The sequence below is a fragment of the Glutamicibacter sp. PAEs-4 genome, from assembly GCF_051161755.1.
Classification (GTDB): Bacteria; Actinomycetota; Actinomycetes; order Actinomycetales; family Micrococcaceae; genus Glutamicibacter; species Glutamicibacter nicotianae.
On the sequence record NZ_CP195017.1, the window covers coordinates 2214190 to 2238555 of the forward strand.

18 protein-coding genes are annotated in these 24366 nt (G+C 61.6%); 2 read left to right on the plus strand and 16 right to left on the minus strand.

The genetic code is table 11. From position 1 onward, the window contains the following. Positions 1–3: 3 nt before the first annotated feature. From ACR9WD_RS10420 to ACR9WD_RS10435, 4 genes are all read right to left on the minus strand, one after another. Positions 4–4797, minus strand: a complete 4794-nt coding sequence (locus ACR9WD_RS10420) for an NAD-glutamate dehydrogenase (RefSeq protein WP_434922048.1) — start codon at positions 4795–4797, stop codon at positions 4–6. A 125-nt stretch (positions 4798–4922) separates the two neighbouring features. After that, entirely contained in the window at positions 4923–6170 is a 1248-nt protein-coding gene (locus ACR9WD_RS10425) for a MinD/ParA family ATP-binding protein (RefSeq protein ID WP_434922049.1), read from the minus strand. Further along, positions 6167–6832, minus strand: a complete 666-nt coding sequence (locus tag ACR9WD_RS10430; protein ID WP_162989304.1) for a hypothetical protein — start codon at positions 6830–6832, stop codon at positions 6167–6169. Before ACR9WD_RS10430 ends, ACR9WD_RS10425 begins: the two co-directional genes overlap by 4 nt. A 90-nt stretch (positions 6833–6922) precedes the next feature. Continuing rightward, positions 6923–7483, minus strand: coding sequence for a hypothetical protein (locus tag ACR9WD_RS10435; RefSeq protein ID WP_073706006.1), 561 nt, complete (start codon positions 7481–7483; stop codon positions 6923–6925). A gap of 122 nt (positions 7484–7605) precedes the next feature. Between ACR9WD_RS10435 and ACR9WD_RS10440 the strand changes: the two genes are divergently transcribed. Together ACR9WD_RS10440 and ACR9WD_RS10445 are read left to right on the plus strand one after the other, a co-directional pair. Continuing rightward, complete coding sequence (locus ACR9WD_RS10440) at positions 7606–8331, plus strand: LysM peptidoglycan-binding domain-containing protein (RefSeq protein ID WP_143180995.1); 726 nt, start codon at positions 7606–7608, stop codon at positions 8329–8331. A gap of 41 nt (positions 8332–8372) precedes the next feature. After that, entirely contained in the window at positions 8373–8897 is a 525-nt protein-coding gene (locus ACR9WD_RS10445; protein WP_434922050.1) for an Rv3235 family protein, read from the plus strand. Here the strand turns inward: ACR9WD_RS10445 and secA are convergent. The 12 genes from secA to ACR9WD_RS10505 all read right to left on the minus strand — a co-directional run bounded on the left by secA (position 8894) and on the right by ACR9WD_RS10505 (position 24246). Further along, positions 8894–11548 carry a preprotein translocase subunit SecA gene (secA, locus tag ACR9WD_RS10450; protein ID WP_254589888.1) on the minus strand — a complete coding sequence of 885 codons (2655 nt, stop codon included), beginning with the start codon at positions 11546–11548 and terminating at the stop codon, positions 8894–8896. The two genes, ACR9WD_RS10445 and secA, sit on opposite strands and share 4 nt — an antisense overlap. Before the next feature lie 133 nt (positions 11549–11681). After that, entirely contained in the window at positions 11682–12806 is a 1125-nt protein-coding gene (locus ACR9WD_RS10455; protein WP_168202001.1) for a winged helix-turn-helix domain-containing protein, read from the minus strand. A gap of 68 nt (positions 12807–12874) precedes the next feature. Then, a complete protein-coding gene (gene hpf / locus ACR9WD_RS10460; protein ID WP_038990704.1) occupies positions 12875–13573 on the minus strand; it encodes a ribosome hibernation-promoting factor, HPF/YfiA family in 699 nt (232 codons plus the stop codon). 169 nt (positions 13574–13742) lie between these two features. Beyond that, the gene (locus ACR9WD_RS10465; RefSeq protein ID WP_423298969.1) at positions 13743–14531 is read right to left on the minus strand and encodes a ComF family protein; all 789 of its coding nucleotides are present in this window, start codon (positions 14529–14531) and stop codon (positions 13743–13745) included. Positions 14532–14600: 69 nt separating this feature from the next. Beyond that, positions 14601–16304: an LpqB family beta-propeller domain-containing protein gene (locus ACR9WD_RS10470; RefSeq protein ID WP_434922051.1), complete on the minus strand. Its 1704-nt coding sequence runs from the start codon at positions 16302–16304 to the stop codon at positions 14601–14603. Then, positions 16304–18124, minus strand: coding sequence for an MtrAB system histidine kinase MtrB (gene mtrB / locus ACR9WD_RS10475; RefSeq protein ID WP_434922052.1), 1821 nt, complete (start codon positions 18122–18124; stop codon positions 16304–16306). Before mtrB ends, ACR9WD_RS10470 begins: the two co-directional genes overlap by 1 nt. After that, the gene (gene mtrA / locus ACR9WD_RS10480; RefSeq protein ID WP_038990547.1) at positions 18121–18801 is read right to left on the minus strand and encodes an MtrAB system response regulator MtrA; all 681 of its coding nucleotides are present in this window, start codon (positions 18799–18801) and stop codon (positions 18121–18123) included. Before mtrA ends, mtrB begins: the two co-directional genes overlap by 4 nt. A gap of 136 nt (positions 18802–18937) precedes the next feature. Continuing rightward, on the minus strand, positions 18938–20002 hold the full coding sequence (locus tag ACR9WD_RS10485) for a hypothetical protein (protein ID WP_434922053.1): 1065 nt from the start codon (positions 20000–20002) through the stop codon (positions 18938–18940). After that, entirely contained in the window at positions 19995–20366 is a 372-nt protein-coding gene (locus tag ACR9WD_RS10490; protein ID WP_038990548.1) for a chorismate mutase, read from the minus strand. Before ACR9WD_RS10490 ends, ACR9WD_RS10485 begins: the two co-directional genes overlap by 8 nt. Positions 20367–20474: 108 nt before the next feature. After that, the gene (locus ACR9WD_RS10495) at positions 20475–22169 is read right to left on the minus strand and encodes a dipeptide ABC transporter ATP-binding protein (protein ID WP_073705997.1); all 1695 of its coding nucleotides are present in this window, start codon (positions 22167–22169) and stop codon (positions 20475–20477) included. Then, positions 22166–23152, minus strand: coding sequence for an ABC transporter permease (locus tag ACR9WD_RS10500; protein WP_038990550.1), 987 nt, complete (start codon positions 23150–23152; stop codon positions 22166–22168). Before ACR9WD_RS10500 ends, ACR9WD_RS10495 begins: the two co-directional genes overlap by 4 nt. A gap of 2 nt (positions 23153–23154) precedes the next feature. Then, positions 23155–24246: an ABC transporter permease gene (locus ACR9WD_RS10505; protein ID WP_073705996.1), complete on the minus strand. Its 1092-nt coding sequence runs from the start codon at positions 24244–24246 to the stop codon at positions 23155–23157. Positions 24247–24366 lie beyond the last annotated feature (120 nt).

A 24366-nucleotide genomic window follows, 5' to 3' on the forward strand; every position in this document is an offset into this window, starting at 1 on the left:
TGTTTACCTTCGGACGATGGAACGCAAGAGGCGAAGCGCCACGGAAAGCGAGGCCATGTCGTCTCGTTCCAGGCTGTTCACTTCCGCGAACATAGTCTTCGCACGATCAAGGTTAGCCGCGTTTGCTTCTTCCCACGCAGCAACACGCTCTGCCGGGTCCGCAATATCGCCGTGGGCATCCAGGATGTTGGCGGTCAGGTCGATGATCGTGGTGTACAGATCATCGCGCATTGCTGCACGGGCCAACGCCTGCCAACGATCCGAACGAGGAAGGTTGGTGATGCGGTTCAGCAGGCTGTCCACGCCGAACAGGTCGTAGAGCACGTAGTAGGTTTCTGCGACCTTGACCGGAGCGGTTCCGGTGCGGTGGACGTACTCTGCCACATCCAGCAGCGCGTAGGATTCGAACTGGGTCGCCCACATGCTGGCACGACGCTCCGGGATGCCCTGGGCTATGGCTTCTTCCCGCCATTCCTGGAAACGCTGCAGGTCGTTGCCGCGGACCAGGGTTGGCAGTGCCTCGCGCAGTTCGGTCACGGTCGCTTCGTAGCGATTGACCGCTTCGGTGACCAGCAGCTGCTGGTCGACGCGGTTGATGAACCAGCGCGTGGCGCGATCCAGCAGTCGACGCATGTCGTGGTGCTGGCGTCCCCAATGTTCCAGATCGGTTCCGGCCGGCTGTGCATTGATTGCATCGAACTGGCGGTCGAAGCCATAGATCTCACGCAGGGCGCAGAAGACCTTGGCAATCTGGACTTCGCTGGCACTGGTTTCTTCCATGGCCCTGAAGACGTAAGTGATGCCGCCCATGTTCACGATATCGTTGGCAATCACCGTCGCAATGATCTCGCGGCGCAATGGGTGGCTATCGAGCTGATCCCCGAAACGCTCCACCAGCTTTGTTGGGAAGTAGCGGCGCAGCGTCTGATTGAAGTACGGATCATCGGCCAGATCGGATTCGGCCAGCGCGTTCGCCAGCTGGATCTTCGCGTAGGCGGCAAGCACCGACAGCTCTGGAGTGGTCATCGCGTCGCCAGCGGCACGGCGTTCTTCCAGCTCTTCCGCGTTCGGCAGGAACTCCAAGCCGCGGTTCAAGTCAGCATGGGCTTCCAACCACTGCATCAAGCGCTCATAGGCAGGAGTCCAGGTCAATGCCGCGTGCTTTTCATTCAACAGCAACACGTTCTGCTCGAAGTTGGTCTTCAGCACCAGGTCACCGATGTTATCGGTCATCGACAGCAGGAACTCGGTGCGCTCGGCCTCGGAGAGGTTTCCGGCCTTGATCTGGCGGTCCACGAAAATCTTGATGTTCACTTCGCGGTCGGAGGTGTCGACGCCAGCGGAGTTGTCGATGGCATCGGTATTCAGCAGGACGCCCTTGCGTGCTGCCTCGATACGGCCCAGCTGGGTCATGCCCAGGTTGCCGCCTTCGCCAACTACCTTCACGCGCAGATCTGCGCCGTTGACGCGGATGGCGTCGTTGGCACGGTCTCCGACCTGGCCGTGGGTTTCGGCCGCCGACTTCACGTAGGTGCCGATACCGCCGTTGTACAGCAGGTCCACTGGCGCAGAGAGGATGGCCTTGAGCAGTTCGTTGGGGCTCAGCTGGGTGATGCCGGCGTCCAGGCCCAAGACCTCGCGGACCTCGGGGCTGACCGGCACGGACTTGAGGCTGCGCGAGTACACGCCGCCGCCGGCCGACAGCAGTTCCTTGTTGTAGTCTGCCCAGCTGGAGCGCGGCAGGTCGTACAGGCGCTGGCGCTCGTCGAAAGCGACCTGGGGATCCGGGTTCGGATCCAGGAAGATGTCGCGGTGGTCAAAGGCGGCCACCAGCTTCACGGTTGGGGTACGGCGCAAGCCGTTGCCAAACACGTCTCCGGACATGTCTCCCACGCCAACGGCGGTGAACTCGTCCTTCTGCGTGTCGATGCCCAGCTCGAAGAAGTGGCGCTTGACCGACTCCCAGGCACCGCGTGCGGTGATGCCCATGCCCTTGTGGTCATAGCCCACCGAGCCGCCCGATGCGAAGGCATCGCCCAGCCAATGTCCCTTGTCGGCCGAGATCGAGTTCGCGATATCGGAGAAGCTCGCCGTGCCCTTGTCGGCAGCAACCACCAAGTAGGAATCATCGCCATCGCGGCGGACCACGTTGGCCGGCGCCTCGATGTGCTCCCCGTTTTCATCGGCCACCAGATTGTCGGTCAGGTCCAGCAGGGTGCGGATGAAGACCTTGTACGCGCCCTTGCCCTCTTCCATCCAAGCGCCTCGGTCGAAGGCTGGATTAGGAAGCTGCTTGGCGTAGAAACCGCCCTTGGCGCCCGTTGGCACGATGACGGAGTTCTTGACCATCTGCGCCTTGACAAGGCCCAGCACTTCAGTGCGGAAGTCTTCTCGGCGATCCGACCAGCGCAGGCCGCCACGGGCCACCGCACCGAAGCGGAAGTGGGTACCTTCCACACGCGGCGAGTAGACCCACAGTTCGTGCTTGGGACGCGGGAACGGCGCGAAGTCGATCTCTTCCGGCGCGAGCTTGAATGCCAACGCCTGGTGAGTGGTGAAGTAGTTGGTGCGCTTGGTCGCTTCGATCACCTTCACGAAACGGCGCAGCAGCGTGTCTGCATCCAGCGTCGGCACTGATTCCAGTGCTTCGGTGATCTTGGTGTGCGCTTCCTCCCGAGCAGCTTCGGATTCCTCGGAGCTCAGCTTCGGGTCGAAGGTCGCTTGGAACAGTTCCACGATGGCGTGGGTCACCGACGGGTTGCCGACCAGGGTGTTGGCAATGAACCCGGTGGAATTCGGAACACCGAGCTGCAGCAGGTAGTGGGCGTAGGCACGAAGCATCGCGACTTCCTCCCACGTAAGCCCCTCGTGCAGGACCAAGGCGTTGAGGCTGTCCGATTCGGCGAGGTTGCTCACCACTGCGCAATAGGCGTCAGCCAACTTGGCTTCCACGGCCTCGAAGTTGATCTCCTCATCGATCTTCAAGCCCATGTCGTAGATGTAGCGTTCGCCGATTCCTTCGGGATTCAGCTCATATGGCCGCTCATCGACGACGTCGAGGCCAAGATGCTGCAGAACTGGCAGTATGCGCGAAAGCAGCAGCGGCTTGGTCACGTAGATCTTCATGCGCTTGGAAACAGCAGAATCCTCGTCCTGCTTCTCGTCATCGTAGAACGAGACCACCGGACCATCGGCGTCCTGCTCGCTCAGCTCGGCGAGCAGATCGATGTCCTTCAGCGCATCTTCGATTTCGAACTGCACTTTGTAGGACGCCGGGAAAGCTTCGGCCCAGGCGTTGGACAGCGTGTTCGCATCGCCCAGTTCCAGGCGCGCACGTGCGGTGTCGACAATAGCATCGGACCAGGATCGCACCGCCTTGGCGATTCGATCTTCCAGTGCCTTGCGGTCGACCACCGGTGCCAGGCCGTGGCGCTGCAAGCGCAGGCGGTAGAACAGGCGAACCAATGCGCCGGCACCCAGCTGCGCTTCGTATTCAACGGATTCTGCGTTGAAGCTGCGCTGCAGCTCCTGCTCCACTCGCAGGCGCACTGCCGTGGAGAATCGGTCGCGCGGCAGGAAGACCATGGCCGTGACGAAGCGGCCGTAATCGTCCTTGCGCAGGAAGACCGAGGTGCGCCGGCGTTCCTGCAGGCGCAGGATTCCGAGGGCAATCTTGGTCAGCTCATCGACGGAGATTTGGAACATCTCGTCACGAGGGTAGCTTTCAAGGATGGTCGTGATGTCCTTGCCCGAGTGCGAATCGGGAGCGAAGCCGGTGCGCTTCAGGACGGCTTCCACCTTTTCGCGCACCAGCGGAACGGTCTTCACGCTGGAGGTGTAAACGCTGGAGGAGAAAAGTCCGATGAAGCGGCGTTCGCCGTTGACCTCGCCGTTGGCATCGAAGCTCTTGACGCCGACATAGTCGAGGTACACGCCACGGTGCACAGTGGAACGGGAATTGGCTTTGGTGACGATCAGCGCGCGCTTGTCACGGGCGGTGATCCGGCCGCGCTTGGTCAGGTGCTGCGGGCCTTGGTCCGCCAGGTCGCGCATCAGGCCCAGGCCGCTGCCCGGGCGGGCTACCAGCACGTCTTCGCCGTTGATGGTTTCCAGCGAGTAGTCGCGGTAGCCAAGGAAGGTGAATTTTCCGTCGGCCAGCCAGTTCAGCAGTTCCGCAGCCTGGTGCACCTCGGCAATTTCCTCGGCCTTGGGGGTCTGCGGAAGGCTCTGCGCAATCTCCTTGGCACGATCCAGCATGGCTGGCCAGTCCTTCACGGCGACACGTACATCAGCCAGAACGCTGTAAAGCCGTTCAACGAATTCCTTGGCCTGCGCATCGGTGAGTTCGCGAGCCAGCTCGACTGAAATCCATGACTCGATGCGGGTTTCCGCACCGGCCGAAATCAGCGTACTCAAATCCGAGAGCGCAGCGGTGTCGCCGCTGGCAACGTGCTGCAGGCCCGCGTGGCTGATCTTGGTAATTTCACCGGTCTCAGTTTTTCGTGATACAACGAACGTCGGATGCACGACTAGCTGAATCGGTGACTTCAGCTGCACCAGTGCGGCCGTTACGGAGTCAACAAGGAACGGCATGTCATCGGTGACGATGTGGACCACTGAAATTCCGTTGTTGCGGGTAATGGCGACGTTAGCATTTTCCGCATCACGCTGATACCCGATTTCCAGATGTGCTGCCACGCGAGCTTCGAGTTCGTCTGGCCGATAGGCCGCCACGTCTTCGGTCGCAATTTGGCCGTAGTACTCGCTCACCAGTTTCGAGGTGAGTGTCTCATCCATGAATGATTCTGACATGCTGGATTCCGACGAGTTCAAAAGAACGCCTCCAAGAACAAAGTTCGATTAACCCGCGCCTTTGCGGGTATCTAGTTTTACCCACATTACTCGGTTTTCAACTCTGCGGTTCAAGCTTCGGCGCGAATTCGACGACTATTCCGTTTCTTGGCTGAATCCGTGGATTTTATGCCCGCCAAAGCCCGTATTTCCGTACGCAATAAACACTTTGGGGCGATTTCAAGCAACGGACTTCCACCGAGCACAGACGCGTTGCACACGGCATGGTCCTCGGGCAAGTACCCGGCGACGTCGTGGGTCGGACCGAACCTGTCCCACGCTTCGATCAACCTGCGTTTCGGGTTGCGTCCGGTGCTGCTGGAACCCACCCGATTGAAGACTATTCTCGGCTTCAGTCCGGGCAGCGCTTCGTCAAGTTCGTCGATGGCCCGAAGCGCACGCGGAATTCCCAGGCTGTCGGCGCGCACGATCATGAACAGCTCATCGGAGCACTGCAGCATCTCCACCGTGACAGCGTTGCGCTGTGGTGCTTGAGTATCGAAACTGAGCTGTTCGTCGAGTTCAATATACGGAGCCAAATCCAGTACGACATAGTCGTAGTGGACCTTGAGCAGCATCGCAGCTCGACGCAGCGCCGAGGCACGGACTTCGGGCCACCGGCTGGCACGTGGAATTCCGGTAGCCACGCGCATGGTCGCCTCCCCGACCTGGACCAGGGAACATGCGGCGTCGAGCCGGGCCACATCCGAAGTACCGGCGTCGATGGCGCGGCATAACTGCGCGATTGAAGCCGACTCGTCCATGAGCCCCAATTGAATGGCGATGCTGGCGGCATAGGTGTCGGCGTCAAGAAGCACCACGGTTTTTCCTGCTGCTGCAACTTCCACTGCGTAGTTCAGTGCTACGGTGCTGCGCCCGGGAGACCCTGGGGCGCTCCAGAAGCTGACGATTCGGCCGCTTTGCCCGTTGCCATAGTCCTCCGGCTCGAATCCGCCGAGCGCGGCGTCGGCTCCGGCATGATTCAGGGACTGAACAGCGGTTCTGATGCGTCCTTCGAGCTCGGCCATGGCTGAAGCGGCCGGCAAATGCAGAACGTCTGGCAAAGGCTGCCAGTTTTCAGGCCGGTCAAAGAGCAGCACCACTGCTGTCTGCTGCAGCAAGAGCGCATCGAGTTGTTCCATGGGTGGCACCAGCTGGGCGTCCGCGATGATCAGCGCGTCAGCCATTCCGGTATCGCAGGCAGCGATGGCTTCAGCGATATCGGCGCAAGCCCGGGTGACCATCAGTTCGCCACGGTAGCCTTCTATTTGCCGGACGATTTTCTCCTGGTCGCCGAGCACCACGACCGAGATGCTCATTGCGCGGTTCCTGCCGGGTTGTAGACGACGATGATTCTCGACTCGTTGGCCAGCGCCTGGAGCAGCGGTTCGAGTTGGTTAGGTTCGACCAGCAGTTCCAGGTTGGTGCCATGGGTTCCCACCAGTCCCCCGCCGCTCTCAACGCGTGCAGCGACTTCGACCATGGACGAAAGCTTTTCCGGGATTCCGTAGGTGTTGCCGCTGCTTTCACGCTTGGCAATCCAGACGTCGACGAAGCTGCCTGGCGTGATCGAAGAAGAGAGGTCTGCCGGGAGTTCGACATTGACCGGCCTGCGCGATCCGAGGTCGCTGTGCGTAATTGAGGTGACAGGTATCAATTGCCCAGCGCTGATAAAGGTATTCGCGCGGGCTTCCTCGCCGAGCTCCGCATTTGTGTGCAGATAGTTTTCAAGCGTTCCGCCAAGCTGGACTTCTTGAGTTTTCATGTTCTCGCTTGTCAGCTTCTCGCCAAGGGTGATATTCGTGCTGGCCACATACACCGTCGAGGTCTGATGCAATTCACCGACCAAGTACACGGTTCCTGCAACCGACGCGACCACGAGCACGGCACCGAGTGCTAAGCGCGGGTCCTTCCAGCTGGGCCGTCGCACACGTGATGCAGTGTTTGTCCGCGCGTCCTGGGCGATCTGTTCTGTGATCAAGGCATTGACCTTCCGCCAGCATGGGTGCTTATGGATGGTGAGCCTACGACAAGTTGGGCCTGCTGGAAAGACCTCTAGCGCACTTGTGGATTACGAGAGGTTGATCGCTTCGACCCATCCGATGGCATCGAGTGGTATCAGCAATTGCGATGAGGCTTGCTTCGCTCTGGCGAATTCATCGCGAGGATGCACCAGAATTACCAGGAAATCCCTGGCTACCTGCGTCAGCGTTCCTTCAGCCAATGAGCCTCCCGCGCGGCTAAAAACGTGGCATCGAGCTCGATCCCGAAGCATCCCACGCAGAACGGTGGAAAACTTCACCGCGCTGCCAGGTGCGCGTTGTCCCGCAGCAGTGACGCGCCCCTGCGGAAGCGAGAAGGATTCTACTGCGGCACTGCGGACGACCCACTGCGCCTGCTCTGTTTCAAGGCAGATATAGTCTGCGGCGCATGGACCGAGCTTTGCGCGAAGCTCCGTTCCCCCGGCCAGCCTGAGGCACAATTCACGTCCATGGAACCGCATCAGTGTGGGCAAAAGTTCTGCAGTCGCCCGTTCGGCCCTGACGTTTTCGGCAATTTCGTCGCGCAACTGCGCTCGGCTCTGTTCAGCTAGCTGAGCCTCCAAGTCATCGAACAGCGAATCCCACCGCATGCGCCAACTGTACGAGACTAAACATTTTTGCGTAACCCTATTCACAAAACTATCTCTAAGTGCAACTATAAATATCAAACATCATCAAATGACATCAAATCTCATTCAAGGAGATGGCTTAGGTGTCTCGCCAGCGACGAAAATTCATGCTGCTGCTCTTCTCGGCAGCATCAATGGTTATTATCTACGTGGGAATCCAGTGGATCACCGGCTACGTCCAATCCGTGGGCGACCAGCGCACCACAGCTGACTACATCAGGCTTCTTGTAAGCTTTTCGTTCCTCACCCTGCTCGCGCTGTACCTGCTGCGGATGGCCTTGGCCCAGCTGATCCGCTGGGCGTTCACCCACAAGAAACTGAAATTGACGCGGTTCTTCCAGCGATTCGCACCCAGACTGAGCAAGAGGATCCTCGGCTCAATGCTTGGAACCTCAATTGCTTTCTCCTCGGTTGCCGTTGCCTATGCGGGCGAGCCCCTGCCAGCTTCGCTGGCACAGTCCCCGGCGAGCGACAGAGCCAACCACGAGCTGGCCAGCTATCCGGTCCGCCAGCAGACCTCGGTACCCAGCCCGCAGTGGTTCCCCGAAGCCATGAGCGTTCCGCTGAGCCCGCTCGTATCCCCAGGCACGAACCATCCTCGCCAACGCGCGGTGCAGCGCAACGAAGTGGTGGTCGCCGAAGGGCAGAACCTGTGGAGCATTGCCGCTGAGCATCTGGGAGCGCAGGCCACCGTGGAAGAGATTTCCGCTTATTGGCCCAAGATCTACCAGCACAACAAAAAGACCATCGGCGCCGACCCTGACCTGCTGCGCATCGGCACGGTGCTTGAACTGCCGCCAGCGAGCTAGCCGCCATCACAACCATCACCCGAACCCACTGAGGAGTCATCATGAGCACCATAGCCATCAGCCCGCGTAGCGCCAACACCAGCTACTACAATCCAGACGTCTACGCTGCCAATCACACCGAGCCGATCCCGGCGCAAACCGTTCCGGAAACCGACCCATGCCAAGCGCCGGCGCACCTGCGTCTAGCCTTGGACAATATCTTCCACCGCTCGGCCGTTTACCGTACCGAGCACCGGGCGATCATAGAAATTTCCCACGCCGTAGCCCGTGCAGTGTTCGAAATCGTGGCCGGTTATCGTACCGTCAATCAGCTGGCATTCGTGATGGAGCCTTCGTGCATCGCCAAGCTCCGGCGACGTGCCCTGCTGGAAACAGCGAGCTACACGCTCGAACCGCTGCCGGGCACAGCGCACGGCCAGATCATCTCCTTGCACCTGGATCGCTGCTTGTCGGGCTCTTGGGAATGCACAGTTATCCTGGGATTTAAATACCGCGTCCGTGCCGTGGCCCTGAAAATTGAGCCTTGGCACGGACGGTGGCAGGTGACGGATATGGAGCTGATCTAGCTGCGCTTCGCCTTCTTGTTCTTGGTCTTCTTCTTGCTCGAAGAAGCCTGGGCGCGGGTGGTGCTGGCTTCACCATCTTCATCCGGTCCGGTGAACTGCAGGTTCTTCGGCTTCGCTGATTCGTCGATCACCGGTGCGGCGGCCGCTTCGGCGCCGGTGGGGATCTCCAAATTGAAGAGCGTGCCGATGCTTTCCTCGCGGATGCTTTCCATCATGGTCTGGAACATGGTGTAGCCCTCGCGCTGGTACTCGACCAGAGGGTCGCGCTGGGCCATGGCACGCAGGCCGATGCCTTCCTTGAGGTAATCCATCTCGTACAGGTGCTCCTGCCACTTGCGGCCAATGGTGGAGAGCACGACACGGCGTTCCAGGTCACGCATGGTGGAGGAACCTACCAGCTTCTCGCGCTCCTCGTACTGGTACTGGGCATCCGAGAGGATCTCGCGTTCCAGGAACTGCGCGGACAGGTGCCCCACGCCTCCAGCCTCTTCGATGACTTCATCCATGGTGATGCCAATCGGGTACAACTGCTTGAGGTTGGTCCACAGCTGCTTGAGCTCCCACTCGTCCGGGTCGCCAACCTGGGTTGCTTCCAGGACCATGGCCTTGACGACATCCTCGAGGAAATGGCCGACCTTTTCTTCGAGGTCCCCGCCTTCCAGGATGGAACGGCGGTCAGCGTAGATCGCTTCGCGCTGGCGGTTCATCACGTCATCGTACTTCAGCACGTTCTTGCGCTGCTCGGCATTGACCCCTTCCACCTGGGCCTGGGCGGATTCGATGGCACGGGACACCATCTTGGATTCCAGCGCCACATCATCTGGCATGGACGGGTTGTTCATGATGCGTTCGGCCATGCCGGAGTTGAACCTGCGCATCAGGTCATCGGTCATCGACAGGTAGAAGCGCGATTCGCCCGGGTCGCCCTGGCGACCGGAACGGCCGCGAAGCTGGTTGTCGATGCGGCGTGATTCGTGGCGCTCGGTGCCCAGCACATACAGGCCGCCAAGCTCCGCAACTTCCTTCGCCTCCTTGGCAACTGTTTCCTTGGCCTTGGCAAAGACCTCGTCCCAGAGCTTGTTGTACTCCTCCGGGTTGTTCTCGGCATCCAGGCCGCGGCGTTCCATCTCGGCCACGGCAAGGAATTCCGCGTTGCCGCCGAGCATGATGTCGGTACCGCGGCCGGCCATGTTGGTGGAAACGGTGACAGCGTTCTTGCGGCCGGCCATCGCGACGACTGCAGCTTCGCGAGCGTGCTGCTTGGCATTGAGCACCTCGTGGCGGATGCCCTTCTTGGACAGCAGGCGCGAGAGGTATTCGCTCTTCTCGACGCTGGTGGTGCCCACCAGGATCGGCTGCCCGGTAGCATGGCGCTCGGCGATGTCCTCGACCACAGCGTTGAACTTGGAGACTTCATTCTTGTAGATGTAGTCCGACTGGTCAATGCGGATAGCAGGCTTATTGGTAGGAATTTCCACCACGCCGAGCTTGTATGTGCTCATGAATTCAGCGGCCTCGGTCTGCGCCGTGCCGGTCATCCCGGAGATCTTCTCGTACATGCGGAAGTAATTCTGCAAGGTCACGGTGGCCAAGGTCTGGTTCTCGGCCTTGATCTCAACGCTTTCCTTGGCCTCGATTGCCTGGTGCATGCCCTCGGAGTAGCGGCGGCCCTGCAGCGCGCGGCCGGTGTGCTCGTCGACGATCATGACTTCGCCGTTGACCACGACGTAGTCCTTGTCCTTCTTGAACAGTTCCTTGGCCTTGATGGCGTTGTTCAAGAAGCCGATCAGCGGGGTGTTGTTGGCTTCATAGAGGTTGTCGATGCCGAGGTAGTCCTCGACCTTTTCGATGCCCGTCTCCAGCACGCCGATGGTGCGCTTCTTCTCGTCGACCTCGTAATCGTCTTCGCGCTTCAGGCGCGAAACGATCTTGGAGAATTCGGTGTACCAGCGGTTCACGTCGCCCGAGGCCTGACCGGAAATGATCAGCGGCGTACGGGCCTCGTCGATGAGGATGGAGTCGACCTCGTCGACGATGACGAAGTGGTGGCCGCGCTGGACCAGCTCGTCCTTGCTCCACGCCATGTTGTCGCGCAGGTAGTCGAAGCCGAATTCATTGTTCGTGCCGTAGGTGATATCGGCTTCATACTGCTTGCGGCGCTCGGCGGGCTTCTGGTTCGAAAGGATGCAGCCACAGCTCAAGCCGAGGAAGCGGAAGACGCGGCCCATCAGATCCGACTGGTATTGGGCCAGGAAGTCGTTGGTGGTCACCACGTGCACGCCCTTGCCGGTCAAGGCGTTCAGGTAGGCCGGTGCGGTCGCTACCAGGGTCTTGCCTTCGCCGGTGCGCATTTCCGCAATGTTTCCCATGTGCAGGGCGGCGCCGCCCATGAGCTGGACATCGAAGTGGCGCATGCCAAGGACACGGTCAGAGGCCTCGCGGACCACTGCAAAAGCTTCTGGGAGCAGGTCATCCAACGTCTCGCCGTTAGCCAAACGTTCGCGGAACTTGTCGGTTTCACCCTTGAGCTCTTCGTCCGAAAGTTCGCGAATTTCGACTTCCAACGTATTGATCGTGTCGGCGTACTTACGAAGAGTCTTCAAGGTCTTCTTGTCGCCGGTACGCAAAATACGTTCTAGCAATGATGCCACGTGGTAGCTCCCAATATCTCAAGCACAGTAATTTCTGGCGTCTTCAGTCTACGTGAGGAAAACAGCGCATTTGTCTATTTCAATCCCGTTTGCACTGTTCTTATAGCGAACGGCAATCCGGGCAACAGGCCTTTCACAGCCCGATTTTCACTTCTCCAAGATCCAGCCAGCGCGCTAGTCGATCAAGCTCGGCTCGCAATTCAGGTTCGATGCCGGCATCGATGCCCGGTTCGTAGTGCACCTGCTTAGCATGCAGCACCGACTTGGCCCGGTCGGCTTTCAGATCCACTCGACCCACGAATTCTTCGCCGTAGAGCATCGGGAAGACGTAGTAGCCATAGCGGCGCAGCTTTTCCGGCACATAGATTTCGATACGGTACTCGAACCCGAAGAACATTTCCAGCCGGCGGCGGTTGAAAACCATCGAGTCGAAAGGCGAGAGCAAACGCAGGTCGTGATCGACCTTGCGCGGGATCTTGGTCCCGGCCTGCAGGTAGCAGGGCTCGGAGATGCCGGTAACGGCCACTTCTTCGACGTGCCCGTCGTGCGCTTGCCGCGCGAGCTCTTCCTTGGCAGCGCGCATGGGTAGCCGGAAGTATTCTGCGACGCAGTGAGCGGTGGCAATCCCCAGGGCATCCATGGCGCGGGCGACCAAACGGGCGAGGGCTTCCTGCCGGTGCGGCGTATCAACTTCTCCTTGCTCGCCAACGACATCCGCCGCCAGTGCGTAACGGCGTTCGAACTGGGAGTTGCGTCCCAGCGAGAGGATCTTGGCCTGGGCGAAAAGCGATTCGGTGACGAACTTGGTGTCATTCCAGTTCCATCCCCAATGCGATTTTTCCTGGACCGGGGCGACATCCAGCGCGCGGCTGATTTGCCGTGCGCTGGAGCCGGGATTCTCGGACAAATAGTCAAGGACGCGATCCGAGAGCTCCAGCTGTTCTGCGGAGAACCCGTCCGATCGGTCTACCCAGGTACGGCGCTGCCATACGCGCAGGTCTTGAATCAGCTCGGAACTGACCACCGAAGCCTCATGGGCCCAATATTCGGTGATCGGGCTGCGCGGCTTGGCCAACAGCTGATCCAGGATGCCGGTGTCATAAGAGCCGAGCCGGGCGAACATCGGCATGTAGTGGGCCCGGCGAACCACGTTCACCGAGTCAATCTGCAATTGCGCAATGCCACTAATGGCAGTGGCGATTTTCCGTGCGGTGACAGCTTGTTCTTTCCTGCCTTTGGACAGGCCTTGGGCGGCCAACGCGACTCTCCGTGCCTGTGAGAGGCTGAGGTTGCGTTGGCCGCCCATGCTAATTGCAGTTGCGATGACTAGCCTTCGGCAGCCAGTGCTTTATCACGATAGCCACGAGTTTCCTTGGTGGCTTCTTCGTTGGCGTTCAGCGATGGGTCCAGGGTGATGACACCGTACTGGTACTGGGTACGGCCATAGACCACAGCGTGCTCACCGGTGGCCTCGTCGATGAACAAGTAGAACGGGTGGCCGACCAATTCCATGCGATCCACAGCGTCATCCACGCTCATCACTTCAGCCGGGAAGGACTTGCGGCGGATGACCACTGGCGAGTACTCGGCGTTGGCCTCTGCTTCGGCAGCTTCCGCGGCCTTCTGGGCTTCAATGGTTTCTTCAACCAGCGTCTTGCCGCTGGATGCAGTTGGCAGGCTGCCAGTTGCCTGGTGGACAGCTACAGGAGTGTGGTTGCCACGGTGGACCTTGCGCTTGTCACGGGCCTTGCGCAGGCGTTCAAGCAGTTTGGCGAACGCGATGTCGAAAGCCGCGAACTTGTCTGCACCACGAGCCTCGGCTCGAATTGCTGGACCACGGCCAACAACGGTCAACTCAACGGACAGTGCAGTGCTCTGATCACGAGCATGTGCTTCTTTGAGGACCTTGACGTCGATGCGCTGCACTTTCGTGGCCAGCTGGTCGACCTTGGTGATTTTCTCATCAACATACTCACGGAAACGATCCGAAATGGTGATGTTTCGTCCGCTGTAGTTCAGCTCCATGGTGTCCTCCAATAGAGAGTCGGGTGACACAACAGTCCGAAAGATCCATCCTTCCGGACTGAAGATGGGCTTTTCGCTGCATCTGTGATGCAACCCATACTTCACCTTATGCCACCGTGGCCAAGATTCAAGTATCCAGGCCCACAAATTCCGATCGCGTTTAGCGTAATCACTGTTCAGGGCCGGTATTGGGCGGTTTCGTCAATGCCAGAACGACGGCGCAGGTGACGTCATATCCTGCCTCATGGCAGGCCATGGCCGCGTGCCGCAAGGTAGAACCGGTGGTGAGCACGTCGTCGACCAGGATAACCGGCTGGCCTATGGTGCTGGCACGCTCGGCAACGAAGTGGGTTTGGCCGCCGCGCCGGTCTGAGCCGCTCTTGGTTTTCTGCGCACCTCCCAGCGCGGAACCCAGGCGGTAGTGAAGCAGCGAACGGCACTGGAGAGCTGCCGAGAGCAGCCCCCGAGCTTGTCCGTGCTCCAGCATGGTCATCACCGGCGAGTATCCTCGCTGCGCCGTGGCTTTGAGGGAACTGGGCACCGGCACCACCAGAGTAGGAAGGTTCTGACGTTGCGGGATGCACCCCGCGTTCAGCGCGGCAGCCAGATACGGGGCGAAGACGGCGCCCAGGAAGTAGCGCTGCTTGTTCTTGTAGGCCAGTAATCCGCGAGCCAGCGCCTTGCCGTAGGTGCCGCAAGACGTCACTGGGAGCTGCAGCCCGAGCGCCGGAAGCTCGACGTAGAGATGCTGGTTGTCGGGCAATGGCGGCAGGCTCAGCTGGCGTTGGATCTCGCTGCGGCATTCAGGGCAAAGCCGAAAATCTGCTCGGCCGCAGACCGCGCAACTGGCGGGCAGCAGGAAGTTGGCAAATTCCCTGGTGCCGAATCCCAGCCAGCGCATGGACCGGCTGCAGCACAGCTCATCAAGGAAGCGCAAATACTCCTGGGGAATCTCCATGCGGCCAGAATGGCGGATGATCCGACTGGGCCGGACTAGCCGCCGGCGAACTGTGGAACCGGCCCCGGCTTAACCTGGATAGGCGACATCCTGGGCGAAATCGTCAAGCTCATGCCATGAGTTTCCGACCCGGGTATACAGCTTTTCATTGGTCTCGGCATATACCTCGCGCCGGTTGCCGACCCCGGTAGCGATGCCGACCATGCCCAGCAGCAGCTGCAGGTGCTCGCTGCCGCCTTCAAAGGTAATCTGGGCCGCTTCAACGGCTTCGTCATCACCGAGCTCGGCAACGATGATGGAGCTGTCGGAATCCCATAATGCGGTGTTAACCGGTACTTCTGGATAGATCTTCATTGGCGAATCCGTGAGTCCGCGTGGAACGCCTTCAGCATCGCGAATCACTCCGGCGACGTAGACCGAAGTGCTGTTGCCCTCGGTGGCCACGATCAGGGCCCGCGCGCCGTCGCGGGAAATCCGCAGTGAATCGATCTGGGCGCCTTCCAGCCAGGCCACGTCGATGGGACGGGCCTCGCCCTTCATTTCGGTGTCGGCGGGGACCGCCCTGATCGGTGTGGATGCCCCGTTATCCGCGGTCCAGGTCCAGCCGGCCAGATCCATTGACGGCTGGATCAGCTCCTGGCCTTCCAGCGAAAGCCGCAGCTGGCCGCTGTCGTCGATGCCCCACAGCTGGGTGCGGCGGCCATTGAGGAAGGCATAGCGATTGCCGACCGGGGACATGGCCGGGTCGCGCGGGTCGTAGCCGGAAATATCCGGCACCCCGCCCACCGGGATGATCGACAGCCCCTTGACGTAGACCAGGTACTGGTCCGAAATGCCGATCAATGTATCCTGCGTGCTAGGGTTGACCTTCGCCGGCTCGATATTCGTGTCCTCGGTGGACAGGTTGACTTCGTTTTCCTCGCGAAGCAGCTTGACCGAGTCCACCGAGGCAAGGCCGGTCAGCGTGGTTTCCAGCTGCTGGCGCATCAGCAGGATGCTCCGGTCGGTGGCTTCCGCGAAGGTATTGGAATTCAAGTCGATGGTGGCTTCGCCATCGCGCACCGGCACCGCGGAACGCACCAGCTCGCTGGCCGTTGAGAAAGCGGAGATGACGGCATTTTGCAGGTACGGCGCCGGGCCGTCCAGCAAGGCCTCCACCATCGAGGTGGTGGTGCCCGAACCCGAGGTGAACCAGCGGATGTCGGGTACCAGGTAGGCGAAGCTCGCGTCGTAGAAGTACAGGGTCTGCGCCGCGAAGATCTTGGTGAACGTCGAGGCTTCGAGCATCGTGCCGTCCGGAGCCTTGGTGATGCGCCATTCATTGTCCACCTTGGCGACCTCGATATCCACGGCGCGGGTGGAATGATCCGGGTAGTTGGTGCGCACGCCATGCGCATCGACTTCGCCGGTGATTTCGAGCTGAACCGTGTACTGGTTCGCATCCGCGCCGTTGACCACGTTGAAGGCATCGTAGATCAGCGTCTGCGTGTCGCCACGCCAGGTGTTGCTCAGCTGCGCGTCCATGAATTCGCGGGCGACCGCGTAGTCCTCGGATACCGAGCGGCCTGCCTCGACGAAACCTTCGACGATGGCCCGCGCGTCAGCACCTGCTGCAGGCCCCTCCGCCGCGTAGCTGTAGCTTTCGGCGCCGCTGGCATCGGTCTCGGCCTCGATCTGCTGGACAGTGGAAGTCCTGGGAATCGAAGCGCAGCCCGAGAGCGCGAGCGCCGCTGAGAGAATGATGGCGAGGCTGGAAAAGATTCTCTTCCTCATCAGTTCTCCCCTTCCTGCTTCTGTTCGCTGCTGCCCAGGGTCGGATCGGTGACATCATCATGCAACTGTTCCTCATCCATATCCGGATCGAGAACCAGCGGGGTATACCCGATCTTCGGCACCTCGCCGGTCAGCGGGAAGCTGTCCCCCAGTATGACGCTAGCCAGGCTCTCCGGAACTGGCGGTTCCAATGGAAGCGGCGACGACACGATTTCCAGGCCTTCGCTGCGCGGCAAGGTCAGGCGGAACACCGATCCGATGCCCGGCTTGCCCCATGCTTCCAGCCGGCCGTCGTGCAACCGGGTGTCTTCCATGGAGATGGACAGGCCGAGACCGGAGCCTCCGGTCGTCCGTGCACGGGCGGGGTCGGCACGCCAGAATCGGTCGAAGACATGGTTGCATGCTTCCTCGGTCATGCCGATGCCGTAGTCCCGCACGGTGACCGCTACCGCGTTCTGGTTGGATCCGATGGTGATGTCGATCGGCTTGCTTTCGCCATGCTCCACCGCGTTGAGCACCAGGTTGCGGATGACGCGCTCGACCCGGCGCGGATCAACCTCTGCGACGCAGCCTTCGCTCGGCGCGTTCAGGCGGATGAGCGAACCGTATTCATCGGCTACCGGGGTGGCGATGTCAATGACCTTGCGGGCAATGACGTTCAAGTCGGTGGATTCGCGGTCAAGCACCGCAACACCGGCATCGAAGCGGGATACTTCCAGCAGGTCGTTGAGCAGGTGCTGGAAACGCTCGATTTGGTTGTACATCAGTTCAGCCGAGCGCGCGGTCAGCGGATCGAAGTCTTCGCGGGCATCGTGGATCACTTCGGCCGCCATGCGCACGGTGGTCAGCGGGGTGCGCAGTTCATGCGAGACGTCGGAGACGAAGCGCTGCTGCATGGCCGAGAGATTATTCAGCGCCGTGATCTGCTCTTGCAGCGAGTGCGCCATGTGGTTGAAGGCAGTACCCAATCGGGCCACCTCGTCCTTGCCTGCGACCTTCATTCGCCGGTCCAGATCACCGGAGGCAATCCTCTCCGAAACGTAGGCTGCATCGGCCACCGGGCGGACCACTGTGCGGGCCACCGACCACGCGACGAAGCCGACTACAGCAAGCAGGATGAGGCCGGTGAAAGCCATTGCGCGGTTGATGAATTCGAGGGTGTCCTGCACGCTGGAAAGGTCATAGACCAGGTACAAACCGTATTCGCGGCCAGGCGGAATCAGGACTTTGGTGCCGACAATGAGTCCGGGCTTGGTTGCGTTATCGGCCCCCAGTTCAATGGAACGCCAATAGATGCCTTGCTCCCCTGCAACCCGCTCCGCGAGATCGCCGGGGATCACACGGGTGGTCAGCGAACCGGAAGCCATCGGCCCGACATAAAGGCTTTGGTCGCCGGCAATGGGCATCAGCACGAAATCGCGCACCACGGTTGCGCCATCGCCTTCCAGCGAAGCCAAGGTGGAATTCACCAGGGCCTGGGTGGAGGCGCGGTCGGTGGTGGATGCCGATTCAAGAATCGAGCGCGCCTGGGTCAAGCCGCGCTCGGATTCCTTGGATATCTGGTTGACGCGCTCCTCGTAGAGCGTGGACGCGATCTGGTTGGAGAGGAAGGCGCCTGCCGCAACCAGGGCCAAAGCGGTGAAAAGCAGCGTCGATATGACGGTGCGGAACAGCAGGTGGCGTTGCCAGCGCAGCTTGGCCGTGTGCCACGGGCGCTTGATCCACTGCTCGATATTGCTCCACCGCGCGGGCTTGGACTGCGAATGGACATGCACATCGACCGGAACCAACTCTGTACCGGCCGACGTGTGCGAACTCAACTTGCCGAACCAGCCTTGTATCCGACACCGCGAACGGTCTGGATGATCTGCGGCTTCTCCGGATCGATTTCAATCTTCGAGCGCAGGCGCTGCACGTGGACGTTCACCAGGCGGGTATCTGCCGCATGGCGGTAGCCCCAGACCGCTTCCAACAGCTGCTCGCGGCTGAAGACCTGCCAAGGCTTTCGGGCCATGGTCACCAGGAGATCGAATTCCAGCGGAGTCAGCGAAACAACATCGGATCCGCGGGTCACGCGGTGGCCGGCGACATCGATGGATACTTCGCCAACTTGCAAAGTCTCTGCGGCGTGGGTTTCGCTCGGACGCAGGCGTGCACGCACGCGGGCTACCAGTTCAGCTGGCTTGAAAGGCTTGGGCACGTAGTCGTCGGCACCGGATTCCAGGCCGCGGACCACGTCGGCAGTGTCCGACTTGGCGGTGAGCATTACGACGGGAACATCGGATTCGGCACGGATCTGCTTGCAGACCTCGATGCCGTCGATGCCTGGCAGCATCAGGTCAAGGAGCACCAAGTCCGGATTGGCTTCGCGGAACGCTTCGAGAGCGCCGGAACCGTCGTAGCAGAACGAGGCATCGAAGCCATCGTTTTGCAGCACAATGCCAATCATTTCCGACAACGCTTCGTCATCGTCAACGACTAAAATCCGGGCCTTCATCCCATGTCCCCCTGAAACCGTAGGTCTGAGGTTTTCCGCCAACTGGCCAAACCGGGTAGATCCGCTACCCCACTATTCCTAAGATACATGATCAACGGCCCTTTTCCGCTGTGACCGGCAGGAATCAGGGCGTTGGCTAGGCATCGACGCGTGTCTGCTCCAACGCTTGGGCATAACTGGCCAGCCGCTGCAGGTTCTCGATGGCCTGGGCCGAGCTGCTGCGGGAGAAATCCCCGCGCGGCATCAGGGTCAGCGCCCCGAGCTGACCCAGTCCCAATCCCAGCTGGCGCCATGGACGCAGGATGGAGTTCACCGCCTCGACAACACCCGGGGCCCGTTCTGAAGGGGCCAGCACCTGCAAGAAGACGCGGTCTCCGCCTTCTACCAGCCCGGCGACCCGTTCCCATTTGCGGTGCGTCAGGGCGGAAGGGTCGATGACCATCGCGCCGGCACCGGCCTGGTGCAGCAGATCGACCCGTTTAATCCAGTGCTCGTCCTGGGTTGGCAGGTTCAGCAGCGAGGCAACCCGCTGGCCTTGGGAATCGCCGCCGAGCACCTTGAGGAACTGCTCATAGGAGCTGCGCACTTCGGCGCGCGGAATCGAGCGCAGGGTCCGGTAGCCGCTGGCGGTGCTGATGGTGCCGTCAAGCACGTCGCCCAGCAGCGGCTCATCAAGCTGGATGGTGAAGTCGGCCAGCGAGGTGATGCGGGCCAGGCGGTCCAGCTGCTCGCGGGCTCCGTGGGCGTAGGACTCGATGACATCGCGCCGGGCCCCGTGATCGCTGATCACGCGCTCCCCGTTGGGCAGGTACAGGCTGGCGGCCAGGGTCCACGGTCCGAGCAGGGTGAGCTTGAGCCGCTGGGCAGGACGGGCTTCGGCGCCCAGAACATCGGCGAGCAGGTTCTCGTCGCTGCGCAGGATGCTGCGCGCCCGGCGGGCATCGATGCCGTCGCTGACGCCGATCCTCCAGCCATGCGGCTGCAAATCGAAGCCGAGGTCTGCCAGCAGCGCGGCGCTGCGGCCTACCGCGTCCGCACCGACACCGCGGTCGGGCAGCTGCGGGAAGACCGCGAGGTTGGGCTCGCCCAACTCGCCGCGCACCACTTCATGGATGGCCAGCGGGTCGGTGCCCGGGAACTGGCAGAAGGCAGTGGCGTGGACATCGTGGCGTTCAGCGACCTGCAGTTCTTGCTCAGGCATTGTTGTGCGAGTCTGAAATGTTCTGGTGGTGGCGGATGACTTCAGAAATCACGAAATTCAAGAACTTCTCGGCGAATTCCGGGTCAAGATGCGCTTCGTGGGCGAGGGCGCGCAGGCGCTCGATCTGCGCCTTCTCGCGATTCGGATCGCTGGGCGGCAGCTGGTGCTTGGCCTTGAGGATTCCGACGCGCTGGGTCGCCTTGAAGCGTTCGGCCAAGAGGAAGACCAGCTGGGCATCGAAGTTGTCGATGCTGCCGCGGATTGCGTACAGCTCTTCGAGGACTTCATTCTTCACCTCGCCCTGCAACGAGCTCGCGTGCGGGTCGAATGACTGGGTGGTCTCAGTGTTCTTCGGCTCGTTCATGGCACCAGTTTACGGGTTCACATGCCGGATTGCGCACAAGGTGACGTGCCCGGACACGGTGCCAATCCGTGTCCGGGGCATGCCCGCAGTTCCTTGATTGCCGATGGCTCAGGATCCGTTCAGCCGCTCGATCAGCTTGCGGCGCTGGGCTTGCTCGCGCGGGTCCGGCACCGGCAGCGAGGCAATGAGCCGCTGGGTGTACTCGTGCATCGGGTTGGCCAGCACCTTGGAGCCCAGCCCTTCTTCCAGCAGGCTGCCGCGGAACAGGACGCCCACCCAGGTCGCCAGCTGGTCGACCACTGCCAGGTCATGCGAGACGAACAGGGCGGCGAAGCCCAGTTCGGCCTGCAATTCGCGGAACAGCTCCAGCACCTTGGCCTGCACCGAAACGTCCAACGCGCTGGTTGGCTCATCGGCGATCAGCAGCTTCGGTTCCAGGGCCAGGGCGCGGGCCAGCGAGGCGCGCTGGCGCTGGCCGCCGGAGAGCTCGTGCGGGTACCGGTTCGCGAATCCGGCCGGCAGCTGCACCGACTCCAGCAGCTCGGCCACCTTGGCTCGGGTCTGCGGCGGATTCAGGTCGCGGTGCACTGCCAGCGGCTCGGCAACGCATTCGCCCACGGTCAGATGCGGGTTGAAGCTCGCCGCTGGATCCTGGAACACGAATCCGATCTGCTCGCGCAGCGGCTTGAAGGTGCGTTCCTTGAACTGGGCCATTTCGTAGCCCAGCACCTTCAGCGAGCCGCCGGTGATGCGGTTGAGCCCGGCAATGCTGCGCCCAATGGTGGTCTTGCCCGATCCCGACTCGCCGACCAGGCCGTAGACCTCCCCGGCGTGGATCTTCAGGTCCACCTCGTTGACCGCGGTGAAGCCCGGAGCGCCGAGGCGACCGGGGAAATGCACTTTCAGGCCCGCCGCTTCCACCAGCACTTCAGCATCCTGGTGCGGGCGTTCGGCCAGCCCTTCCGAGGCGCTTTCGCGCCCCAGGTGCGGCACGGCGGCCAGCAGGGACTTGGTGTAGTCCTCCTGCGGGGCTTCGAAGAGCTGGATCACCGGTGCTTGCTCGACGATCTGCCCCTGGTTCATCACGATCACGCGGTCCGCGATATCGGCCACCACGCCCATATTGTGGGTGATGATGACAATCGCGGTGCCCAGCTCGTCACGCAAATCGCGCAGCAGCTGCAGGATTTCGGCCTGAACAGTGACATCCAATGCGGTGGTCGGCTCGTCGGCCACGATCAGCTCCGGCTTCAGGGCCAACGCCGCGGCGATGACCACGCGCTGCTTCTGCCCGCCGGAGAACTGGTGCGGGTAGTAGTCCACGCGCTGCTCCGGATCCGGGATGCCGACTTGGCGCATCGCCTCGATGGCGCGCGACTTGGCTTCCTTCTTGGAGATCTTGTTGTGCGCGCGGATGCCCTCCATGATCTGCCAGCCCACGGTGTACACCGGGTTCAGCGCCGTGGACGGCTCTTGGAAGACCATGGCCACATCCCGGCCGCGGGCTTCGCGCAGCTCGTGGCCGCGCAGGGTCAGCATGTTCTTGCCCTTGAGGTAGACGCCGCCACGCGAGGCGCCGTTCTCGGCAAGGATGCCCAAGGCGGTGCGTGCGGTGACGGACTTCCCGGAACCGGATTCGCCCACGATAGCCAGGATCTCGCCGGTCTTGACCTGCAGGTCGACACCGCGCACCGCTGGCACGGCGCCCGCGTCGGTGACGAAATCGATGTTCAGATCCTCGACGCGCAGCACCTCCGGGGTGCCGGCGTTGGCCTCTGGATTGAGGACAGGACTATTGGTCATTTGCTTGCTCCTACCTGTCCGGACTGGGTGATGCGCTTGGCCTTCTTGCGGCTGAAGCGGCGCAGGCGCGGGTCATTGAGGTCATTCATGGACTCGCCCACCAGGGTCAGGCCCATGACGGTTAGCACGATGGCCAAGCCCGGGAACAGGCCGGTCCACCAGATGCCGCTGGTCGCATCGGACATTGCGCGGTTCAGGTCGTAGCCCCATTCCGACGCGCTGGTCGGCTCGATGCCGAAGCCCAGGAAGCCCAAGCCGGCCAGGGTCAGCAGCGCCTCGGTCGCGTTGAGCGTAAAGATCAGCGGCAGGGTGCGGGTGGCGTTGCGCAGCAGGTGGGCGAACATCACCCGCCATGGGCTGGCACCGATCACCTGGGCGGATTCCACGAACGGCTCGGCCTTCAGGCGCATCACCTCGGCGCGGACCACGCGGAAGTATTGCGGGATGAACACCACGGTGATGGAAATGGCTGCCGCCATCACGCCGCCGAAGAGCGAGGACTGGCCCTGCGAGATCACGATGGACATCACGATGGCCAGCAGCAGGGACGGGAAGGCGTAGATCGCGTCGGACAGCACCACGGCGATGCGGTCGAACCAGCCGCCGAGGTAGCCGGAGACCAGTCCCAGCAGCACGCCGAGGAACAGGGACATGACCACCGCGGCCAAGATCACCCAGATGGCCGTCTGCGCGCCGAAGAGGGTGCGCGAGAACACGTCGTAGCCGGTGGCGGTGGTGCCCCAGATGAATTTGCTGTCCGGGGCAGCCTGGCGCGGGAAGTCGCCCGAGGCGTCCGAGGACTGCGCGAAGTCGAAGGGCGCGATCAGCGGTGCGAACAAGGCGGTGATGATGAACAGTCCGGACAGTATCAGGCCGGCAATCAGCATGCCGCGCTGCAGGCCCGAGGACATGCGCAGGTGGGAAATGACCGGGAGCCGGTCAAGCCAGGATTTGTTCGAGGCGGGCAGGGTTGCTGTGCTCATGATTAGTACCTGACTCTCGGGTCGATCAAGGCGGCCAGCACGTCGACAATGAAGTTGGTGACGGCGACGATAATGGCCAGCAGCACCACGATGCCCTGCACTGCCACGAAGTCGCGGGCGGTGAGGTATTCGGCAAGCTTAAAGCCAAGCCCCGACCATTCGAAGGTGGTCTCGGTGAGCACCGCGCCGCCGAGCAGCATGGCGATCTGCAGGCCCATGACGGTGATGATCGGGATCAGTGCCGGGCGGTAGGCGTGCTTGGTGGTCAGCCGGTATTCGCTGACACCGCGCGAGCGGCCGGCTTCGACGTATTCACGGCCCAGCGTGCCAATCGCATTGGTGCGCACCAGGCGCAGGAACACGCCGCCGGTGAGCAGGCCCAGCGCCAATGCCGGCAGGATCGCATGCTCGGTGACGTTGGCGAATGCTTCCATGTTGCCGCTGCGCAGCGCGTCCAGCCAATAGATGCCGCTGGGGCTCTGCAATCCGGTGAGCTCGAGTTCGGTCTGCCAGTCGGCACGTCCGCTGATGGGCAGCCAGCCGAGCCACACGCCGAAAACCAGCTTGAGCAGCAGGCCGGCGAAGAAGACCGGGGTGGCGTAGGAGAGGATGGCCAGGATGCGCAGCACGGCATCGGGGTAGCGGTCGCGGAACTTTGCGGCGACCAGGCCCAGCGGGATGCCGACCAGCAGCGCGACGATTATCGCATTGATGGCCAGTTCCAAGGTGGCTGCGCCGTAGGTGGCCAGCACTTCGGTGACCGCGCGGTTATCGCTCATGGTGCGGCCCAGGTCTCCGGTGACGATCTGGCCCAGGTACTCGAAGTACTGGATCAGGATCGGCCGGTCATAGCCGGCTTCGTGGATGCGCTGGGCCAGCTGGTCCGGTGTGAGCCGTCCGCCCAGGGCCGCGGTGATCGGGTCGCCGGTCACGCGCATCAGGAAGAACACCACTGTGATGAGGATGAAGACAGTGGGAATGATCAGCAAGAATCGGGTAATCAGGTAGCGGAGGAATCCCCCGCCCTTCTGCTTTGCTGGTTTGGGTGTTGCTAGCGGGCTTGCTTCTTGGCCCGGTGGCGACGTGATAGTCATCGTCTGTCCTTTTGGTTCAGGATGCATGGCGATGCGCCGTGGAGAGTTGCCGTTGACGGCGCATGCCAAGGGGATCCACCGCGTGCGCCAATGCTGGCGCGTGGCGGATCCCCTCAGGTT